The organism is Paenibacillus woosongensis (genome assembly GCF_030122845.1).
GTDB classification, from domain to species: Bacteria; Bacillota; Bacilli; order Paenibacillales; family Paenibacillaceae; genus Fontibacillus; species Fontibacillus woosongensis_A.
Genome location: NZ_CP126084.1, coordinates 1,109,525 through 1,128,315, shown reverse-complemented (window position 1 = coordinate 1,128,315; position 18,791 = coordinate 1,109,525). Strand labels below are relative to the sequence as shown.

Here is an 18,791-nt window from a genome sequence, read left to right as displayed (position 1 = left end):
TGATGGCCTACTATACGACATCCTTTACCGAAAGCGACCTCGAGCAGGCCGCTCTGGAGTGGTTCGAGGAACTGAACTACGAGAAAGCTTATGGCCCGGAGATTTCCCCCGAAGGCGAGTATCCCGAACGGCAATTTTACCATGACGTCATCCTGAAAGACAGGTTGCGCGATTCGCTCATTCGTATCAACAAACATGTGCCGCGGGAAGCGATAGAGGAAGCGATCAAGGTCGTTGAAGTGCCGCGCAGTCCCAGCCTGCTGATCAATAACAAGGCGTTCCAGAAGATGATTACCGATGGGATCGACGTGCAGTATCAAGCCGCCAATGGCGAATATCCGACAGAGAAAGTATGGCTGTTCGACACCGACCCGGACCGGATCGGCAACAACGATTTTCTGGTCGTCAACCAGTTTACCGTTGTTGAAAATCAGGGAGAGAAGCGCCCGGATATCGTCGTGTTCGTAAACGGTTTGCCGATCGCCGTATTTGAATTGAAAAGCGCCTCCAACGAAGAAGTCGGGATCAGCGATGCCTATCATCAGGTGCAGACGTACAAAGGCGCGATACCGTCCCTGTTCACCTACAACTCGTTTCTGGTCATCAGCGACGGCGTGAATGCGCGGGTTGGCACGTTGACAGCCAATGAAGACCGGTTTATGATGTGGCGCACGATTGATGGCGATGACGTGGCGCCCTCCTCCCTGCCCCAGCTTGAAGTGCTTGTGAAAGGAATGTTCGAGAAAAGCCGACTGCTTGATATTATCAGGCATTTCGTGCTGTTTCAAACCGATGGGGAGCATCTGTTCAAAATATTGGCGGGATACCACCAATACCACGCCACCAACAAGGCGATTGCAAGTACGGAACGGGCGACGATGGACGAAGGAGACCGCAAAATCGGCGTTATCTGGCATACGCAAGGCTCCGGCAAAAGCTTGTCCATGGTTTTCTACGCGGGAAAACTTGTCCTGACGCTGAACAACCCGACGATCGTCGTGGTGACGGACCGGAACGATCTGGACGATCAGTTGTTCAGCACGTTCAGCAAGTCGAAGGACTTGCTCAGGCAAACGCCTCAGCAAGCGGAAAATCGGACTCATTTGCGTGAGCTTTTGTCAGTGGAGTCGGGCGGGATCATTTTCACAACGGTCCACAAGTTCACCCCCGATGAAAATGAAGACAAGTATCCTGTACTTACGGAACGCCGCAATGTGATTGTGATTGCGGACGAGGCGCATCGCAGCCAGTACGGGTTTCAGGCGGATATGGTCGCCGGGGACGACGAAGCGGCCATTAAGTATGGCTATGCCAAGTATATGCGCGATGCGTTGCCGAACGCTTCTTATATTGGCTTTACCGGAACGCCGGTCGAACTGACAGACAAAAATACACCTGCCGTTTTCGGTGACTACATCGATATTTACGATATGACCCGAGCCGTAGAAGACGGAACCACGGTCAGAATTTATTATGAAAGCCGCATTGCCCGCCTGGAGTTGTCGGAGGCGGAGCTCCCGGTCATTGACAGCGAGTATGAGGATATTACGGAGTACCAGGAGTACACGCAGCGGGAGCGTCTGAAGTCGCGTTGGGCCAGGCTTGAAGCGTTGGCCGGTGCAGAGAAACGGGTCAGGAAAGTCGCGCAGGATGTCGTCGAACATTTCGAGCAACGGCAGAAAGCCGGCTTCGGCAAAGCGATGATTGTTGTGATGTCGCGGCGGATCGCCATCGATATGTACAGAGCGATTGTTGCACTCCGGCCGGATTGGCACAGCGATGATGATAACGAAGGCAAAATCAAAATCGTCATGACCGGAAGTTCCAGCGATCCGGAGGAGTGGCAACCGTTTATCGGCAACAAGCGGCGACGCGAACATCTCGCGAAGCGGATGAAAGATGTGAACGATCCGCTTCAGATCGTCATTGTCCGTGATATGTGGCTGACCGGTTTTGACGTGCCGAGCATGAATACGATGTACATCGACAAGCCGATGAAAGGCCATAATCTGATGCAGGCGATCGCCCGCGTGAATCGGGTATTCCGCGACAAGCCGGGCGGTCTGATCGTCGATTATATCGGAATTGCGGACTTGCTGAAATCGGCGCTTCAACAATATACGGAAAATGACCGAAAAACTGCTGGTATCGATACAGACCAAGCCGTTGACTTTATGCTGGAAAGGCTGCAGCTCATCCGCGAATTGCTTCATGGGTATGACTACAGTAAATTCGCTTCGGAGAAAGCAGCCGAACGGATGAAGGCCATTGTTGAGACGGTCGATTACGTACTTGGATTAGGTGAAGAGAGCAAGCGGAACTTCCTGAATTGGACGACGGAATTGGCAAGAGCCTTCTCGCTCTGCGCGACGACTCCCGCCGCGGAGGAAGTCAATGTCGAAATCAGTTTCTTCAAAGCGGTTAAATCTGGTATAATTAAGCTGATAACAGACGAAAACAAGAGAAAAACGACGAAAGAACTCGATACCGAGTTGAATCAGCTCATCTCGAAATCTGTCGTATCCGATGAAGTTGTCGATATTCTGGAAGCTGTAGGCTTGCAGAAACCGAACATTGCGATACTTTCGGATGAGTTTCTCGAACATGTGCGCGGGTTGAAGCAGAAAAATCTGGCTGTGGAACTTCTCCGCAGGCTGCTTCAGGGGAAAGTGAAGGCCGTTTCCCGAACCAGTATTGTGCAATCGAAGAAATTTTCCGAGATGCTGGAGGAAGCCATTCGGAAATACAACAATCGTACAATCGAGACGACGCAGGTTATCGAAGAACTGATCCAGATGGCTAAAGAAATGAACGCAGCCGTCAAGCGCGGCGAAGATCTCGGTCTGATCAAGGAAGAGCTGGCTTTCTATGATGCGCTCGCTTCGAATGAATCGGCCAAGGAACTGATGGGCGATCTCATGCTGAAGCAGATTGCACATGAGCTGACCCAAGCGATCAAGAGCAACATTAAGGTCGACTGGACGCTTCGTGAGAATGTACGTGCTCAGATGCGAATTACCGTCAAGCGGCTGTTGAAGAAATACGGTTACCCGCCGGATCTGGAAAAGATGGCCATTGATCTGGTGCTTCAGCAAGCTGAATTGATGGCACAGGCGGAGAAGGAAGAGTTTAAATATTAACGGACATCAAAGGCGTAGGACATCAAGTTTGACTGTTTCTACGCCATTTTTTGAGAGGTGAGAATGTGCCGGGATGTTATCGGATATTAGCTATAGACGGCGGAGGTATTAAAGGTCTTTATTCTGCTGTAATTCTAGAAGAGATTGAAAAAGTATACGGACCTGTGTATCAGAATTTCAATCTCATATGCGGCACATCAACTGGGGGAATTATTGCACTTGCATTGGCATCTGGCATGCCAGCGTCAGACATTGTGAGATTCTATAAAGAAAAAGGACCTTCTATATTTCCATATCAAAATCCATTCTATCGAAAGATTCATTATTTTAAACAAATATTGATCAAATCAAAGTATTCGAGCAATCAACTAAAATTGGCGCTCGAAGAAGTATTCCAGGATAAAAAAATAGAAGATTGCAAGACAAGTGTATTAATTCCAACAGTTAATGTTACCACAGGGTCACCTTATGTATTTAAATCAGACCACCAACCAACTTTAACAAGGGATAGTAAACGTCTCTTATCCGAAGTCGCACTTGCAACTACTGCTGCTCCCACTTACTTTCCGATTGTAGAGCTGCAAACAAAAGAGGGTCCGCAACAATTTGTTGATGGTGGACTCTGGGCCAATAACCCATCTTTATTGGGGATGCAAGAATATTTTACATACTACCTTAACAAGGGGTTTGATTCCTACTGTCTATTATCAATTTCATCTTTAAATGAGCACGCGAGATTTCCAGAGCCGCATAAGGTGTGGAAATCGAAATCGTTCAGTAGTTGGGGGAATAAGTTAATTTCCACTATGATCGATACACAGAGTTTCGCTGTCGACAATCACATGAAATTTATAACAAAATACTTACCGGGTCACTATGTTCGAATAACTAGTATAGAATTATCGGATCAAGAAAAAAAGTATATTGAGTTAGACCGTGCTTGTCCTGCCGCAATCAGCATTATGCTTGATAAAGGTGTTCAAGCGAGTAAAAAATGGCTGTTTGAAGATTCGGTCAGAAAAATCTTTGAATATCATAATCAGGAGGACGAGAAGTATGTCAAATTGTCATGACTTGTTCATTAAATTTCATGATGATGAAATCTATCTTAAATCTGACAAAAAAGAAAGTTTACGAACATCCAGGAATGCGTTGCGGGATAAAATTAAGAAGTATTTTTCTGAAGAATTAGATGTGAAAAAGCCCAAGTTTTATGGCCAGGGCTCATACATGATGAATACTACGGTAACTCCTATTGATGGTGAATATGATATTGATGACGGCATATATTTGGAACACTTAAAGAACTCCGATGAGGGCGATTGGCCTACCCCATCAACTGTTCATAGCTGGATTGTTAAGGCCACAAAAGGCCATACCAGTGAGGAACCTGTAGATAAAAATACGTGTGTCAGGGTTATATATAAAGCAAATTACCACGTCGATTTACCGATTTACATCAAAAAAGACGACCAAAGTCCAAAGCTCGCACACAAATCTAAAGGATGGATTACCAGTGACCCCAAGGCTTTAACCGATTGGTTTAAGGGTGAAGTTCAAATAAAAGGAGACCAATTAAAGAGACTGGTTCGGTATCTGAAAGCATGGAAGGATTATAAGGAGAGCGATACCAAGTTTCCAAGTGGAATGATCCTGACAATACTTGCAGCCAATCATTTTGTAAGCGATTATCCTGATGAAGACGATGCAGCATTGGTAGCAACAGCAAAGGAAATTCATAACACGCTTTCTGAATCGTTTTCTTTAGTTAGGCCAGTAGTACCTGGCGAGGAACTCTTTGATAACTGGTCAGAAACGAGAAGATCAAATTTCCTGAACAAGCTTGAAGATCTTATCAAAAAAGGTGGGGAAGCTTTAGAAAATCAGGATAAAACCGAGGCTTCAAAGAAGTGGAGAAAAATTTTCGGTTCACGATTCCCTGAATATCAACCACCCAAAGATGAGAATAAAGGGAGTAATTCTGCCATTCAAACCAATTCGGCAGCAGTTTTAGGTAACCATGGAAGATCTGCGTAAACTTGAGGAATATTATGATGGAGTGTTACAGCTAGTAACACTCCATCTTATAAATTCATACGGCGCTGTAGAAGAAACCGACAAGGAATTTAATGATCGAAATTATCCTAAAGCATTTAGGATTAAATTGAATGAAGAAAGTATAGAAATAATAATCGCGATCCCATATAATTATCCAGACTCTTTTCCGAAAGTAGTTATTCCCGAACCGTATTTCTCAGAGCTTTACCCAATTCCGCATTTAGATGCGGAACAAGTCCTATGCACATTTGATTCCGATCAAGCTCATCCAAATGCGGTTGACCCAATAGGTGTGATAAAAGAAATTATTCAAAAGGCTCAACAACTCATCTACACCGGGAAGAACAAACTAAATATTACGGAATACATGGATGAATTCGAAAGTTATTGGGGACAGGAATCGACTAATCAATATTTGTCACTTATTAAATTGACTGATGACCCCAAAATCATTGAAGCCATAAGCTTCCACCATCCTTCTTGGGGTAATCAACTATTGTTCGCCGATTCAAGAGTCGATGGGCAAAGATGGATACTGCAAGTTGGCGGGAAAATATATGATAAGCGGAAAAAGGCTCTCTACCTTCCATTACAATCTATTGGAATTCCACCATTTCCAAGGAACAACCGCGAACTATTGCAGAGACTCAGAAGCTTTTCTCGTGATTCGCTAAAGACACTCTTGAAATTCTTGGATAGAGATAATAGGCCTAGTACAATTGTTTTTTCCATCCCTTATGGTAGCAGCAAAGTTATTGGAGTATGGGAACATGGGGAGAATATTTTAATTTCTACCTCAGCATTTAAAGGCAAGAAGAAAAAGAAGACAGGATTGAAGGGGTTCAGGCCTGGCAGAAAAAATGCACTACTTGAATTGACGAGGGATTTCGGAGATCTTAAGTTATTGAAGCATACCATTAAAAGAGTTGATAAAGATTATTTATTTATTCGTGGCGGAGACGGAAATGTCGAGAGTGGGTTAAGAGTCGGAATAGTCGGATGTGGGTCAGTTGGAAGTCATATTGCACGTTCTTTAGCGGATATTGGTGTTGAAGAGTTTCTTTTTGTTGATAAGGATATATTAACTTTTGACAATATAGCTCGACATGTTTGCGGAGCAAGTGATGTTGGAAAGAAAAAAGTTGACGCTCTGCAAAAGATGATTACGTCACATTTTCCAAATTGTGAAGTCGCTTGCTACCCGGAAGATATATTAAAATTGCTTGTCAGTTATGAATCCATACTGAACAATTGTGATTTTTCAGTTGTCGCGGTAGGACATCTCCCCACAGAGTTTCGCATTAATAAACTAATTCAAGAGCGAATAATTGAAAAGCCTATATTATTCGTTTGGGTTGAACCTTATCTGGCGGGGGCGCATGCAGTTTGGGTCGACCCAACTAAAAATGGCTGTTTTCAATGTTTGTTTGATGAACAACACCGTTTCATTCAAAGCGTACTCTTTAATCCAGGTGAATTTACAAAAAGAGAAGCTGGTTGCCAAAGCACATTCGTTCCGTATGGCGCACTAGAATTAAAAAGATTCATTAACGATTTAATGCTTTTTCTTCGAGATGCTTTGTCTGGTAATGTGCAGGAGAATACTATATTTACCTGGCTAGGTAACTTAAAGGAACAAAGACTAAACAAGAGAAAAATATCTTCAATGTGGGTTGCGGCGGACAGCTATTCCGTTCGCATTCGTACAATCAGGGAACGAACAAATTGCAAAGGTTGCTCGAACTAAATGGAATATATATTTGGAGATAAATTGGTAAAGTTTACGGATGAGGTTGTTGACATACTCAATTCGTATAGACAAGTCAAGAAAAAGCAACACGAAGCAGGCGGTATCCTTCTGGGCCGAATATTTGACGATCAAATTATTATACAACAAATTACGACTCCGGGTCCTGGTGATAAATCAGGACGGTATTTTTTTGAACGGAATGTAAAAAGAGCCCAGTGGTTCGTAGATTTAGCGTGGAGATCTTCTAATGGAGAGGTAATATACTTAGGCGAATGGCATACCCACCCTGAGCCTGTACCTAGACCATCTTCAGTTGATCGAAAATTAATAACTAACATGCTACGTGATTCCAAGATGAGCATAGATTTCCTCTTTTTGGTTATAGTAGGGACAGAAGAAAAGTATGTTGCTGTGCAATTTGTTGGAAGTGATACTTCGCTAAAACAACTAGAACAACGCATCTCAGTCTAATGCTTTATTTTCATCGAGCACCTGACCCATCAAGCCCCGCAGCCAAAACCGAAATTTGGGTGCCGATTAAATAGTCAAAAATAGCCCGTTATCATTGATTTCACAATGAATATTCCAATAAGATGCGCGATAATGACCCTGATTATATGTCGGGGTCATTAGGAGGTAACGATGAATACTCATTCTGAAAACTTAAGAGTAGAATGCGCCGAAAATTGTGGGAATGCGCCGAAAAAAGAACTTCTTAGAGATCTCAGCATCGCTTTTGCCAAACTTGAAGTAGACTTTTGTATGGCATGGGTGACGGATGATATCGTTTGGGAAGTCATCGGAGATCACATCAAGCGAGGAAAAGCCGATTTTGAAAAAGCACTGAATCACATGAATAATCGAAAAGTTCAACAATTACACATCCACAACATCATCACCCACGGAAACGCGGGTTCAGTAAATGGAATTTTAGCATTCCATGATCAGCAAAGGTTTGCTTTTTGTGATGTATATAATTTCAGAGGTTTTGGGAGAAATGCAAAAATAAAGACGATTACATCGTATTTCATTCAAATTTCTTAAACCGAAATAATGCTATAGTCATGTTGTCTATTATATGATGACGATTGAAATCAGAATATGTAACAGAAGAGATCAAACTTATGATGTCACTACCTGCTCTGATTCTTAGCTTTTTCCGGAAGCGATTTACAGAACAAACATTTAACAATTCATGATTTGAACTAACATTTAGAAAAAGACAAGCGTAGCGATTTAGCAAATAATCGTTTAGAATGGAGTCATAATCCGAAAGCATCGGTCAAAGTAACCTCGGGAGAGTTTTCCCCGGGGTTACTTTGTTTTTAGCTATAAACATTTTGTACGTTCATTTGAAACGGGCGCCCATACAGCACCTGCTGATCGGCGTCAAACAAATTCCGGTAAACCACTTGTCCGCGAGTGGATGAAGCATCGACGACCTTGCCGTTTCCGGCATAGATGCCAACATGGGTAATGTCCATAAACCGACCATTGCTGGCATAGCTCCAAAAGACCAAATCGCCCGGAGCCAAATCTTCAAAACGGATTGTCCACCCGTTATCGACACAATGTCTGGCTTGTTCAGCCGCCGTCCGCGGCAACTGAATGCTCAACTGCCGGTACACCCATTGAACAAGATAACTGCAATCTGTATAGCGGTCTTGCCCGGCCAAAACTTGACTGTATGGATCGCCCAAGCGAGTCAATGCCAAGCGGACAGCTTCACCGCCCCATTCCCCTTTCGGCAGATCGTGATAAACGATTTCAAGCTGCTCAGTCGTTAACCCAACATCCATATCTTTACCGAGAAGCGCGAACATGAGCGGGCGGAACTCCGCCGACAACATTTCATGCATGATCTCTCTTTGTTCGATTGTAAAGTCATAGATGTCGGCCTGCTGCCCAGCAGTGTGACTGGCAACTGTAATGTGCAACACCGACTCATACCAGGTAATCGTTTCCTCACTCGTGCTCCCATCTTCATGTTCCACCGTAATCGTTTCCCTGTGTTCAATCGTTTCCACGTAAGAGTCCAGTTCATTCATGTCCCAAAAGACGGAGCGAATCACATCCACCCGAGTGGCGTCCAGTGTGGCTACGTCCATGCCGTTTTCGCTGTCCATTACGGTACGAACCGCAAAGACCGCGATGACGTCCATCCAGTTATCGATGCGAGTATTATCAGCGCTTCCGAGATAATGGATTTCTACACGATCCACTGAGCCTGCATCCCGACGTATGTCCTCCAGTCGGACAGCAAATTCGTTGTCCATGTCTTGTACGATGTCAGAAAGCGGTAATACATCGCTATCCGTATTATCACTGGAGACAAAGATGCCAAAAGGAGATGATACAACCGCAGCAACAGCCATCATGATGCATAGCAAGATGATCACCGTACCGCTAACACCTAAAAGAGCGATCATGCCTTTGGCGAGTACCGCAGTCATTTTGGCCGCTACACGAATCATGCGAATGTTCCATCTGGCAACAGCTTGCAGCCGCTGCTTTGAACGGTGCATGGTCATCAATCGAAAGGCTGCTCTTTGCGCTTCCCTGGCTTTATGTTTCATCCTATCTGTTGGATTATGGACCTGTCCTTTTTCTTGGTTAGACTGATGAATCGGCTTTACTGAATGGGAAAGCACCTTGGTGACTTTACCGCCCGTTTTGACACGCCTGGATACACCTGCATGCGGCTTCACCAGCTTATGAGCGGAAGAACAAACGGGGGCGGGAATTCGTTTCCTCCCGATTGTCATTTCACGGGGTTGTAGACTCGAACGTTTGTCACGAGAACGCACGGTAGTCTTGAATAGGGTGTTCGTGGTCGTGACACGCTTCTCGACAGGTTTTGACATCGGGTTTAACTGTGTTTCACTTTTAGCTTGAGCCTGGGGTTGTTGAGCTAGTCTCCGACTAACAATCCTGGCCCGTACCATTTGATGAATATGCCGCTGTTTTCCTGTCACTGTCATGGAAAACAAAGGATATTTCCCGCCAACAGGCTTCCGCAAACGCAATGGTCGCTTGGTTTGGGAAGATGAATGTATAGCCTGACGATTATCTCTTCCTTGTATGACACCTGTTGAATGAGCGGACAGCGTTTGCTGTTTATCAGAAACAACCGAACGTTTGCTTGCTTGAATGCCGCTTTGCTTACCTGAACGCCGACCGCTTGACGTTTCCCCCGATTGCTGAGGCATGGTTTCTTTCTCTTTCTCCGTCCCTATCAAGCGCTCCCGTTTTTTCCAAAGAAGACGAATTGCTCCTTTGCTCACACCTGAACTGATGCGCATCCCGTTGCGCAGCGTGGTCTTTGCCGCCCTCACGGATTGGTTTTGCGCGTGTACCACAGAGGAACCTGTAGATTCCGATTCATGACGATTAGATGACCTATGTTTAGAACGCAAATCTACAGGCTTTGCTTTTTCCATCAAGTTGGAGAATCGATCCAGCTTTTTTATGGTTTTCACACGTGTCCTTGTCTTTATGTCCTTCATCAAGGTTGCCCTCCTGGCATATCCACTAGCGGGTTGGACCGTTCATTCGTTGGGGAACCCGGTCGTGACTCCTGCAATATTCCGGATAACGCAAGCGTAACGCCTCAAAGAAATAAGGCGCAAAACGACAATCAAACAACTCGTGCGGCGTGGAATCCCGTTCCTGCTGTTCTTCTGCCCATCCGTTCCACAGATTAAAGGCCAAGCGGCTTGCTCGAAGGGAAGTACCTGTTTGCCAGAAGGCCTTTAAACCTTTCGGTCGGATGCTGTCGTTTGAAAAGTCAAACAGGTCCTGAATATGCGTCCTCGTTTCTCGCGTCAAGCCTAACGTGTAAAACAACGCACGATGATAGGCATCTTGGCGATGAAAACGGCTCAGCATTTCACTGTAAAACTTTTCGTGTTCCACATCACAAAACATACCGGGAAACATAACTCTAGCACTCCTTTCATAGTAGGCGACGATTAGTCATATAACCGCAATCGTCGCCTTGAACATCACCCTCTAATAGCCCTTTCATTTTGGGAATAAAATCGGACCCTATGATTCAAAATCACTTATTCCCGAGAAATTGTTTCAACTTTTTCAGCCCGCTTTCGATGGACTTGCGCACAGCCTTTTCATCCACCTGCTCTACACGAGCGATAGCGACCTTACTCATTCCTAGGAAATAATGAGCGTAAATACGTCGAAACGACTTTTTCGGCAATCGACACATCGCTGCATAAAGCTCTCTTCGAAAGGCCATTTCTTCATACTCCGTTTCAGTAGAACGAGAAGGAAACAGAATATCGTTTTCGATGCCATCGTTTCGATCCAGAGAGTAATATGCCCTATGGCGATAAGCGCGCAATTTATAAGCGCTTTCAAGCAATTCGAAACGTCGCATCTCCTGTACGATCTCCTCATCCACCTCGATCCAGACATCCGTTTGATAGAAAGGATACATATCGCGAAGATTGATTTTTTTCATTCTCATCCCTCTCCCTTGCTTTGATTGCCAAGCAAGCCAAAACAAGGAGGAGGTGAACGGCAGCCTGTGCCGCCTTTAAACTTGATGCGTAATAAAGAAAAACAAAAAAGACCCTCCGAGAGTACACACAAAGGGTCCGAACTTTGATCCACTGAACGTGTAACACCATTCTGCAAGCATGGCAAACGCGTCAGCGGCACATCTTCAATGAGCCTGATAGCGAATTCAGTTAGGGCCTGTTCTCTGGCAGCACGAGCTGCACGCGACTTGATATTAACCAACAATATCAACTCCCGCTCTCATGGCAACACCATGATGAGAAGCAAGCCCTGTTGTTCAGTTATGTATGCAGATTAGGTGCTACCATCCGTATTTTGAAAGACCGATAATGAAACAACTCCTCTCAATGGGAAACAGACTAACCCGACAGTCGTAGGACTAGAGTAATTTAAATAGTCTTGTAGTCGTGCGCTAGCGATAGAATAGTAAAATATACCTTTACTCTTCATATTAAGCCCTGGTCAATTTTTTTTCTGCACGCCGGAATGACTTCCATCTCCAATTAACCATCACTCAATTAGCCAGCAAGTACCACTTGTCTCAGACGGCTGTAACCAGTCGAATCTACATACATTGGCAAGCAGCTGATGAAGCATCTCATCAGCCGCTTGCCGAGGGTTTACAGCGATTCTCCCGGTTTCGTGGTCATCAAACGGTAAAGTTTTGTATGCCGTGGAAAGCTATCTGTAAATGGCACGAGAGAACTGCCGACCTTTAACAGCCCATTCCCGGCATCGACGTTTGTAATATAAGAAAGCTGGAGATCCGAAATATTAAGCAGTTCCGCCAACTCCTTGCGATCCGTACTGGCCTGATTCAGCATCACGATAAATTCGCTATTGGCCAGCATCGTTCGGGCCGTATGACTTTGCAACAAATCATCCACGTTTTGCGTAATCCCCGTACAAAAAGCGCCATACTTTCGGACACGTTTCCATAACGTGAACAAAAAGTTGGCGCTGTACTCGTGTTGGAAAAGCAGATAAATTTCATCGATGAAGATAAACGTGTTTTTCCCCTTGGCGCGATTTTGTGTAATTCGATTCAGAATGCTGTCCAATACAACCAGCATGCCAATCGGCAACAGTTGCTTGCCCAAATCCAAAATATCATAGCAGATCAGCCGGTTATGAACGTTGACGTTAGTCGGCTGGGCGAACGTATTCAAGCTGCCAGCGGTAAACAGTTCAATCGCCAGCGCGATGTCCTGCGCCTCCGGCTCGGATTGCTTGAGCAGTTCCGCTCGAAAATCCTGTAAGGTAGGCGGTTGCCCTTTGTAATTGCTTTGCAGATATTTTCGATACACACTGGCCGTGCAACGGTCAATAATCGACTTTTCCTTCGCTCCCAACTGATAACCGCCGATCAGTTGCTCGCATAACGAAAGAACAAATTCGGATTTTAAAATGATCGGATTTGCTCCGTCACCGTATTGCCGGTTTATATCCATCGCATTGATATGATTAGGTGACGTGGCCGAGATATGAATGGTCTCTCCGCCTAGCGCTTCTACTAGGGCGGAATATTCACGTTCCGGGTCAATCAGAATAATGTCATCGCCGCTGGCCAGTATTTGATTGACGATTTCTCTTTTTGCCGTAAAGCTTTTTCCGGAGCCCGATACCCCCAAAATAAAGCTGTTTCCATTGAGCAACTGCTTGCGATTGGCAATGAGCATATTTTTACTGATGACGTTTTGTCCGTAGTAAATACCGCCTTCATGCATGATTTCCTGCGCCCGAAACGGGATAAACACCGCTGTGCTTTCTGTCGTCAACGTTCTCAAAGCATGTACTTTCCGTAAACCATAAGGCAACACGGTATTTAGACCGTCCATCTGCTGGTACATAAGAGGCGAGAATTGACACAGATGTTTGCGGGCCGTCGTCAATATCGCTTCGGTATCGTTGTCGAGTTGCTCCTTGCTTTCGGCCACATGCACCATCGTCAATAAGCCAAACATCATGCGTTGGTCGCGAGTCGTCAGGTCATCCAGAAATTCCTTGCTCTCTTTTCGCTGCTGCTCCATGTCATACGGGATAACGGCGGAGAAGTTGTTGTTATTGTTTTGCCGCCGCTGCCAGTTCGTAATATTCGTCTCTACGCCCAACAAACGGTTTTCGATTTCGCGAACCGCCTCATCCGTTGGTATCGGAATGATGTCAAGGGACAGAAATAGGTTGCGATGCAGGTCGCAAAGCTCGGATACCATACTGTCCTTGATATAGCTGGCATACTCACGCAGGAAGATGACCCGGCCATAAAGCTTCCCCATCCGAAAATGATCCTTTTCAAACTCAAACGTATTCGGACAAATATAATCTTTGAAATCATGTCCTTTGCGCATCGTTTCCGACAAGTCGAAACGAAAGTCCGTTTCCTCTCCCTGGCGGAAGAAATGGTGAAAAATACGCAGCCGCTCAGTGGCGTTCAGTTCCGTACATTTGGAGCCGAGACGAGAAAAATGGGCGATCAGATCGGTCCCAACTCGAGAAAAATAATGCCGGGCTTCTTCGATATTGGGTTTGGCAATGGATATCGTTATATACTTCTCTTGAATCGTACCGTTGGCCCCAACGGATTTTTCCAGCAGCATCTGATTATACTCTTGTCGATATTCGTCCAGCTCATCTTGCTGAAGCGGAATGAAGACCGAACTTTCAAAATCCGCTCGATTCAGCCTCCGGTTATGGATGGTGATTTTCGTTGTCGCCCCGCTATCAAAGGAATTGAGCAATTCGGAATACGACAGGAACATCGCTTCCTTATCTTCGCGGGAGGCGACGGAATAATTGATGTCCTCGAAGCGATACGTCTTGGAAAACTTGTTGCCAACTAAAAAAATCCCGTCCGCCCAAATAGAGCGAATCGGGATCACTTGTTGTACGCCTTTCGGTATAACAAATCGTTCCTTATCCTGCTTGATGATACGACTTAACGTCTTAATCATGGCGCTTCATTCCTTTTTCATACTGCTCTATGGTCTTGCTTAACGCCGCCGCATACGTGTTCGTCGAGTGGAAGACCAAGCGCCGCGGCATTAAAAATTCCGATTTGATATACGCCCATAGCAATTGCTCGGCATTCATACCGTGGTACCGGATAAAGCCCAGGGCGGCGAAGGGGGCCGCACCTAAGACGCATACCCAACTGAGTGTCTCAATGCCGAAACGACTGCGCAGCATAAAGTACAGCGCTATCGCCACACCTACGGCCAAAACAGAAAAAAAGAACTGTCGCAAGGACAGTCCAAAAAAGATGCTTTCCGTATATTCCCGGATCTCCCGGTTGATTTTCACTTCCACATGTCATCCCTCCCAATTGCTTCCTGTTCTTACGGCTTCGCCTTCGCTTGGCCCTTTTCGTGACTGAATGTAACCGGCGTTTCATGTGGCGGCAAAGCGGAATGATTCAGTAAAGCAGTGGCAAGTTGTATGCCATCTGTCAATCCCTGCATGTACAGCCGTTCATTCATCATGGCTTGCTTGAGAATATACTTGTCCTCCCAGTCTTCAAACTCAGGTGTTTGAGCCATGATCAGCCCCGAAAATATAGTGTGAAACGCCTCATCTTCTTCATCCCTAATTTTTTTCAGCTCTGGATGATGTTCGATTTGTGCCGAAACCTCATCCAATCGCCTTTGAATGGCTCCTCGGAACCACGTTGGAAATCCCATGACCTTGCCCCTTTCATCCCTCTTTTACCGTATCGGTTGCCTATCCTTGGCCTTCATTCGTTGATATTGCACCATCAACTCGTCTACCCTCCTACTCTGTTCCTGAACCTCTTGATTGTCGGATAAAGGAATCGATTGCATCAACGACTTTTCGCCAAGCTCGTTTAATTTTTGCCTCTCTTTCTCCAGTTTTCTTACTAGATCATCCACTCATTTGCACTCCTCTTCCTCATTCTGTTTGCAACTCTATCATGAAGCATTAGCATGTTGTCATCGGAAAAACTACCCTGATAGTACTTTTTAAACTCATTTCAGTCAATTATGTGCTCCTCCATAATAGGAGTTATAAACTGAACCTGATTGTAAAGGGGTGACCAATGATGAGTGTGTACGATAGAAAGAAGGTAGGACAGCGCATTCGGAAACAGCGAGAAGCTTTGGATATCTCGCGAGAACAAATGGCCGAGTATATTGGGAGAGTCCCCAGATTCTGTGCCGATATTGAACGCGGACAAGCCGGCATGTCCATTGAAACCATGCTTCGTATTTGTACCCTGCTGAAACTATCCCCAAATGAGTTGTTGCTGGAGCAAGAGACAAATAGCAAAAGCAATGATACCGAACTGATTTTAGCTGCACTAAACCAATGTACTGAAAAGCAACGAAACGATGCCCTGGCGCTTTTGAGGCTCTTTTTGGCAGCCATCCGGTAATACTCCCCGAACTGCCTTCCCTCCCGTCAGCATGCCTTCGATTACAGCCCCATCATCTCCCGCACGATCCGATCCGCCATTTTCACCATGCCGACGAGAACCAGCATGTTGAAAATCAGTTCGCCAATGTACGTCCAGACCATGGTCACCGCCTGTGCGCCTTCGTTCACGACCGATGGCGCGGTAGCAAATGCCGAAAAAACAATGCAAGCCAGCACAATGATCGCCCCTTCTAAACAAACGGCGGCATATCCCTTTAAAAAGGACCTGCCGATGGATTGGGTCGGCTCCCCAGCAAACGATGAGAGGGGGACAGGAGCAATGGCTGTGTAAATATAGAGACGAAAAAAACGGCCGTAAACAGAGAGAATCATAATAAACGATAAAACGGTGATGAACATGCTGCCTAGCAGCGTTACCACCCACAGCGGAATGCTTTGCCAGAAGCCCACATCTTGAATCGCTTGGACAATCGTATCCGGCAGTGTCATCATGTCCGATGAACCAAATCCCGACCGGCCAATCATGGCGGCAATGATGCCCTGTACAATCGAAAATAGCGCCATCATCAATTCCAGACCATACGTGACCGCCGCCTTGGCCAAAATAAATCGAACAAATAACTTCACGGCAACCTCCGGTCGTTTCATTTCCGCAAAGTTACCGGTCGTTTTCATCACGCCAATCACAAAAAACAATACCAGCAAGGCCAATCCCGTAGCTTGCAACGCACCGTGAATATCTAAGATGACGCGCCATATACCACCGCCTTTAAAATCCGCCGGCGACTCGGTGACCAACTCCCAAATCTCCGACATTTTATCATTCCAGGTCTCTAATGCATTTTCGAGATTGTCGATGATCCAACTGTTCTTAGACACATTCACCCTCCCCCCAGATTCGGGGAACAAACCGCTGGCTTATTCCCCGAATGCGAATACCCGTACTTATCCGGCAATCAGGTTGAGAATTTCCTTCGTAAAGGTAATGACCACGCCACCGGCGAGTGTTAAGAACCCGTTAGCTCTTTGGGTAGGGTCGTGAGACTTGAAAGACAAACCAATCTGCACAATGCCAAAACCCAAAATAATCATGCCCACAGCCCGGATCAGGCCAAAAATAAAATCAGACAAATTATTCACGGTAGTCATCGGATCATTCGCGTATGCAGGTGTAGCAAAGCTCCCCACCAGCACGCAAACCATGTACAGCGTCATCCATCGTTTCCATCGATGTTTCACGTTCATCATTCCTTTCCTAAAAATAATGACTCCACTTCATCCTCTGCCAACAGCTCGTAATCTCCGTCTTCATGAAGCTGCACCGATAACCAGTCGATGGCATAATCCGTACCTCCATGCTGGAACGGCGAAGCCTGGCCATCCGTTGTAAGCTCGATGTTCGGATGCCGCAGCAAATCATACTTGTCATCCTGTATCGGTCGTTCTCCACGAATAAAGAGCAGGGCATAGCGGTTATCCAACATCCGCACTTCGTCCGGGGTCAACAATTCTCTTCCCGAATGCTGGTAATTGATCGAATAGTTACCGCTGCGCCCCTTGCTCTCACCATAGGTGTTGGTGTCAATCGTTTCCTTGCCGAGCAGTTCCGACACATATTTGTGTGTGGATTGTTCATTGCCTCCCAAGTACAAAAACACATCGCAGTTGCCGACAATCGACTCCCAGGCATCCTTGTACAACGCTTTAAGTTGCGCCAGGTTTTGAAGGATAATCGACACCGAAATTTCCCGACTCCGCATGGTCGACAGCAGCTTGTCAAATTCATCTGGCAACGCCACATTGGCAAACTCGTCCATTACAAAATGAACATGCGTAGGCAGCCTCCCACCATGCCGGTAATCAGCTTCGTACATGAGCGATTGAAAAAGCTGCGTGTACAGCATGCCGACGATGAAGTTAAAGCTGCTGTCGTTGTCGGGGATGACGGCAAACAAGGCAGTTTTTTTCGTACCCATGCGGGGCAAGTCCAATTCATCCACCGTACTCATGCCCGCGATGCTGGTCAGATTAAACTTCTCCAGCCGTACGCCAAGCCCGATCAAAATGGATTTGGCCGTTTTTCCGGCAGCCAATTTGAAAATGTTGTACTGTTTGACCGCCAAATGCTCCGGGTCGCGCATCTCCAACCGCTCGAACAACTCGTCCAGCGGACTCTGATAGGTCTCATCTTCCTCCCGCACTTCCGCCGCGGCGATCATTTCCATAATCATCGGAAAGTTTTGTTCCTCCGGCGGCGCTTCATAAAGCAAGTACAACATAAGCGCCTCCAGCAGCGCTGTTTCCGAACGCTCCCAGAAGGGATCGTTCGTGTTGCTGTTTTTGGGTGTCGTATTGCGAATCAGGTTGGTCACCAATTTCAAGACATCCTTGTCGTCCTGCAAATAGACAAACGGGTTATAGCCATGCGAACGATGCGGGTGAATCAGGTCCAGCACTTTGATGTCATAGCCTTTGGCTTTAAGCAGATGACCGGTGTCCCGCAATATTTCCCCCTTTGGGTCCAGAACGACATAAGAGGTCGAGGCTTGCATCACATTCGGCTTAGCATAGAACCGTGTTTTGCCCGCGCCGGAGCCGCCGACAACCAACACGTTCAGGTTCCGGCGATGCTTGCGGCCATCCAGACCGATTTTGACCCGCTGCGTCAAAATTTTGTTTTGTTCCGTCCGTCTGTCTCGATACTTGGCATTGACGGTTTTCGCTCGGCCCCAGCGGGCGCTGCCGTGCTCTTCCCGCCGACGATAATTCCGTGGTGTCGCCAAATAAACCCCAGCGCAAAGCCCATAGATCAGCGCAAAAATCAACAAGCAGCGGGGCGTATCGTCCACCCACTCTATGTTAAGCGGCTGGCGCATCGCCGTGCTGAGATGGACCAACATACTCGGCAATCC

Annotated in this window: 18 protein-coding genes; 7 read left to right on the top strand and 11 right to left on the bottom strand. The window is 46.2% G+C overall.

The genetic code is table 11. From position 1 onward, the window contains the following. Positions 1-2 precede the first annotated feature (2 nt). From QNH46_RS04970 to QNH46_RS04945, 6 genes are all read left to right on the top strand, one after another. Complete coding sequence (locus tag QNH46_RS04970; protein ID WP_283927152.1) at positions 3-3,140, top strand: type I restriction endonuclease subunit R; 3,138 nt, start codon at positions 3-5, stop codon at positions 3,138-3,140. A 50-nt stretch (positions 3,141-3,190) separates the two neighbouring features. Next, positions 3,191-4,213 (top strand): CBASS cGAMP-activated phospholipase, encoded by a 1,023-nt coding sequence (locus tag QNH46_RS04965; protein WP_283927151.1) that lies wholly within the window; start codon positions 3,191-3,193, stop codon positions 4,211-4,213. Continuing rightward, positions 4,197-5,177, top strand: a complete 981-nt coding sequence (locus QNH46_RS04960; RefSeq protein WP_230192083.1) for a CBASS cGAMP synthase — start codon at positions 4,197-4,199, stop codon at positions 5,175-5,177. The genes QNH46_RS04965 and QNH46_RS04960 overlap by 17 nt, the downstream gene beginning before the upstream one ends. Further along, complete coding sequence (locus QNH46_RS04955; protein WP_283927150.1) at positions 5,161-6,945, top strand: ThiF family adenylyltransferase; 1,785 nt, start codon at positions 5,161-5,163, stop codon at positions 6,943-6,945. Before QNH46_RS04960 ends, QNH46_RS04955 begins: the two co-directional genes overlap by 17 nt. After that, positions 6,946-7,419: a Mov34/MPN/PAD-1 family protein gene (locus tag QNH46_RS04950; RefSeq protein WP_010274523.1), complete on the top strand. Its 474-nt coding sequence runs from the start codon at positions 6,946-6,948 to the stop codon at positions 7,417-7,419. It abuts the gene before it with no gap. A 171-nt stretch (positions 7,420-7,590) separates the two neighbouring features. Then, positions 7,591-7,992 (top strand): nuclear transport factor 2 family protein, encoded by a 402-nt coding sequence (locus tag QNH46_RS04945; protein ID WP_010274525.1) that lies wholly within the window; start codon positions 7,591-7,593, stop codon positions 7,990-7,992. A 281-nt stretch (positions 7,993-8,273) separates the two neighbouring features. Here QNH46_RS04945 and QNH46_RS04940 read toward each other — a convergent pair whose 3' ends face one another. The 8 genes from QNH46_RS04940 to QNH46_RS04905 form a co-directional block, all read right to left on the bottom strand. Next, positions 8,274-10,454 carry an NlpC/P60 family protein gene (locus tag QNH46_RS04940; RefSeq protein WP_283927149.1) on the bottom strand — a complete coding sequence of 727 codons (2,181 nt, stop codon included), beginning with the start codon at positions 10,452-10,454 and terminating at the stop codon, positions 8,274-8,276. A 25-nt stretch (positions 10,455-10,479) separates the two neighbouring features. Continuing rightward, on the bottom strand, positions 10,480-10,887 hold the full coding sequence (locus tag QNH46_RS04935; protein ID WP_213594311.1) for a DUF6075 family protein: 408 nt from the start codon (positions 10,885-10,887) through the stop codon (positions 10,480-10,482). 121 nt (positions 10,888-11,008) lie between these two features. Beyond that, positions 11,009-11,428, bottom strand: a complete 420-nt coding sequence (locus QNH46_RS04930; protein ID WP_054819557.1) for an RNA polymerase sigma factor — start codon at positions 11,426-11,428, stop codon at positions 11,009-11,011. Between the two features lie 2 nt (positions 11,429-11,430). After that, on the bottom strand, positions 11,431-11,709 hold the full coding sequence (locus QNH46_RS04925; protein WP_213594310.1) for a hypothetical protein: 279 nt from the start codon (positions 11,707-11,709) through the stop codon (positions 11,431-11,433). Between the two features lie 398 nt (positions 11,710-12,107). Beyond that, positions 12,108-14,438 (bottom strand): VirB4-like conjugal transfer ATPase, CD1110 family, encoded by a 2,331-nt coding sequence (locus QNH46_RS04920; protein ID WP_213594309.1) that lies wholly within the window; start codon positions 14,436-14,438, stop codon positions 12,108-12,110. Beyond that, a complete protein-coding gene (locus QNH46_RS04915; protein WP_036623479.1) occupies positions 14,431-14,793 on the bottom strand; it encodes a PrgI family protein in 363 nt (120 codons plus the stop codon). Before QNH46_RS04915 ends, QNH46_RS04920 begins: the two co-directional genes overlap by 8 nt. A 29-nt stretch (positions 14,794-14,822) precedes the next feature. Beyond that, a complete protein-coding gene (locus tag QNH46_RS04910; RefSeq protein WP_244996825.1) occupies positions 14,823-15,122 on the bottom strand; it encodes a hypothetical protein in 300 nt (99 codons plus the stop codon). A 66-nt stretch (positions 15,123-15,188) separates the two neighbouring features. Continuing rightward, positions 15,189-15,374, bottom strand: a complete 186-nt coding sequence (locus QNH46_RS04905; protein ID WP_124331897.1) for an aspartyl-phosphate phosphatase Spo0E family protein — start codon at positions 15,372-15,374, stop codon at positions 15,189-15,191. Positions 15,375-15,544: 170 nt separating this feature from the next. Here QNH46_RS04905 and QNH46_RS04900 point away from each other — a divergent pair, with 170 nt between their 5' ends. Then, complete coding sequence (locus tag QNH46_RS04900) at positions 15,545-15,877, top strand: helix-turn-helix domain-containing protein (RefSeq protein ID WP_036623484.1); 333 nt, start codon at positions 15,545-15,547, stop codon at positions 15,875-15,877. Positions 15,878-15,918: 41 nt separating this feature from the next. Here QNH46_RS04900 and QNH46_RS04895 read toward each other — a convergent pair whose 3' ends face one another. The 3 genes from QNH46_RS04895 to QNH46_RS04885 form a co-directional block, all read right to left on the bottom strand. After that, complete coding sequence (locus tag QNH46_RS04895; RefSeq protein WP_036623486.1) at positions 15,919-16,758, bottom strand: VirB6/TrbL-like conjugal transfer protein, CD1112 family; 840 nt, start codon at positions 16,756-16,758, stop codon at positions 15,919-15,921. 66 nt (positions 16,759-16,824) lie between these two features. After that, positions 16,825-17,124 carry a glutamyl-tRNA amidotransferase gene (locus QNH46_RS04890; protein ID WP_036623488.1) on the bottom strand — a complete coding sequence of 100 codons (300 nt, stop codon included), beginning with the start codon at positions 17,122-17,124 and terminating at the stop codon, positions 16,825-16,827. Further along, positions 17,124-18,779, bottom strand: coding sequence for a VirD4-like conjugal transfer protein, CD1115 family (locus QNH46_RS04885; RefSeq protein ID WP_227872722.1), 1,656 nt, complete (start codon positions 18,777-18,779; stop codon positions 17,124-17,126). The genes QNH46_RS04890 and QNH46_RS04885 overlap by 1 nt, the downstream gene beginning before the upstream one ends. Between the last annotated feature and the right edge of the window lie 12 nt (positions 18,780-18,791).

Excerpts from the sequence above, each read along its gene's own strand:
- QNH46_RS04970 (WP_283927152.1), top strand. The coding sequence starts at position 3 with ATGGCCTACTATACGACATCCTTTACCGAAAGCGACCTCGAGCAGGCC.
- QNH46_RS04960 (WP_230192083.1), top strand. The coding sequence starts at position 4,197 with ATGTCAAATTGTCATGACTTGTTCATTAAATTTCATGATGATGAAATC.
- QNH46_RS04955 (WP_283927150.1), top strand. The coding sequence starts at position 5,161 with ATGGAAGATCTGCGTAAACTTGAGGAATATTATGATGGAGTGTTACAG.
- QNH46_RS04950 (WP_010274523.1), top strand. The coding sequence starts at position 6,946 with ATGGAATATATATTTGGAGATAAATTGGTAAAGTTTACGGATGAGGTT.
- QNH46_RS04945 (WP_010274525.1), top strand. The coding sequence starts at position 7,591 with ATGAATACTCATTCTGAAAACTTAAGAGTAGAATGCGCCGAAAATTGT.
- QNH46_RS04940 (WP_283927149.1), bottom strand. The coding sequence starts at position 10,454 with ATGAAGGACATAAAGACAAGGACACGTGTGAAAACCATAAAAAAGCTG.
- QNH46_RS04935 (WP_213594311.1), bottom strand. The coding sequence starts at position 10,887 with ATGTTTCCCGGTATGTTTTGTGATGTGGAACACGAAAAGTTTTACAGT.
- QNH46_RS04930 (WP_054819557.1), bottom strand. The coding sequence starts at position 11,428 with ATGAAAAAAATCAATCTTCGCGATATGTATCCTTTCTATCAAACGGAT.
- QNH46_RS04920 (WP_213594309.1), bottom strand. The coding sequence starts at position 14,438 with ATGATTAAGACGTTAAGTCGTATCATCAAGCAGGATAAGGAACGATTT.
- QNH46_RS04900 (WP_036623484.1), top strand. The coding sequence starts at position 15,545 with ATGAGTGTGTACGATAGAAAGAAGGTAGGACAGCGCATTCGGAAACAG.
- QNH46_RS04890 (WP_036623488.1), bottom strand. The coding sequence starts at position 17,124 with ATGAACGTGAAACATCGATGGAAACGATGGATGACGCTGTACATGGTT.
- QNH46_RS04885 (WP_227872722.1), bottom strand. The coding sequence starts at position 18,779 with ATGTTGGTCCATCTCAGCACGGCGATGCGCCAGCCGCTTAACATAGAG.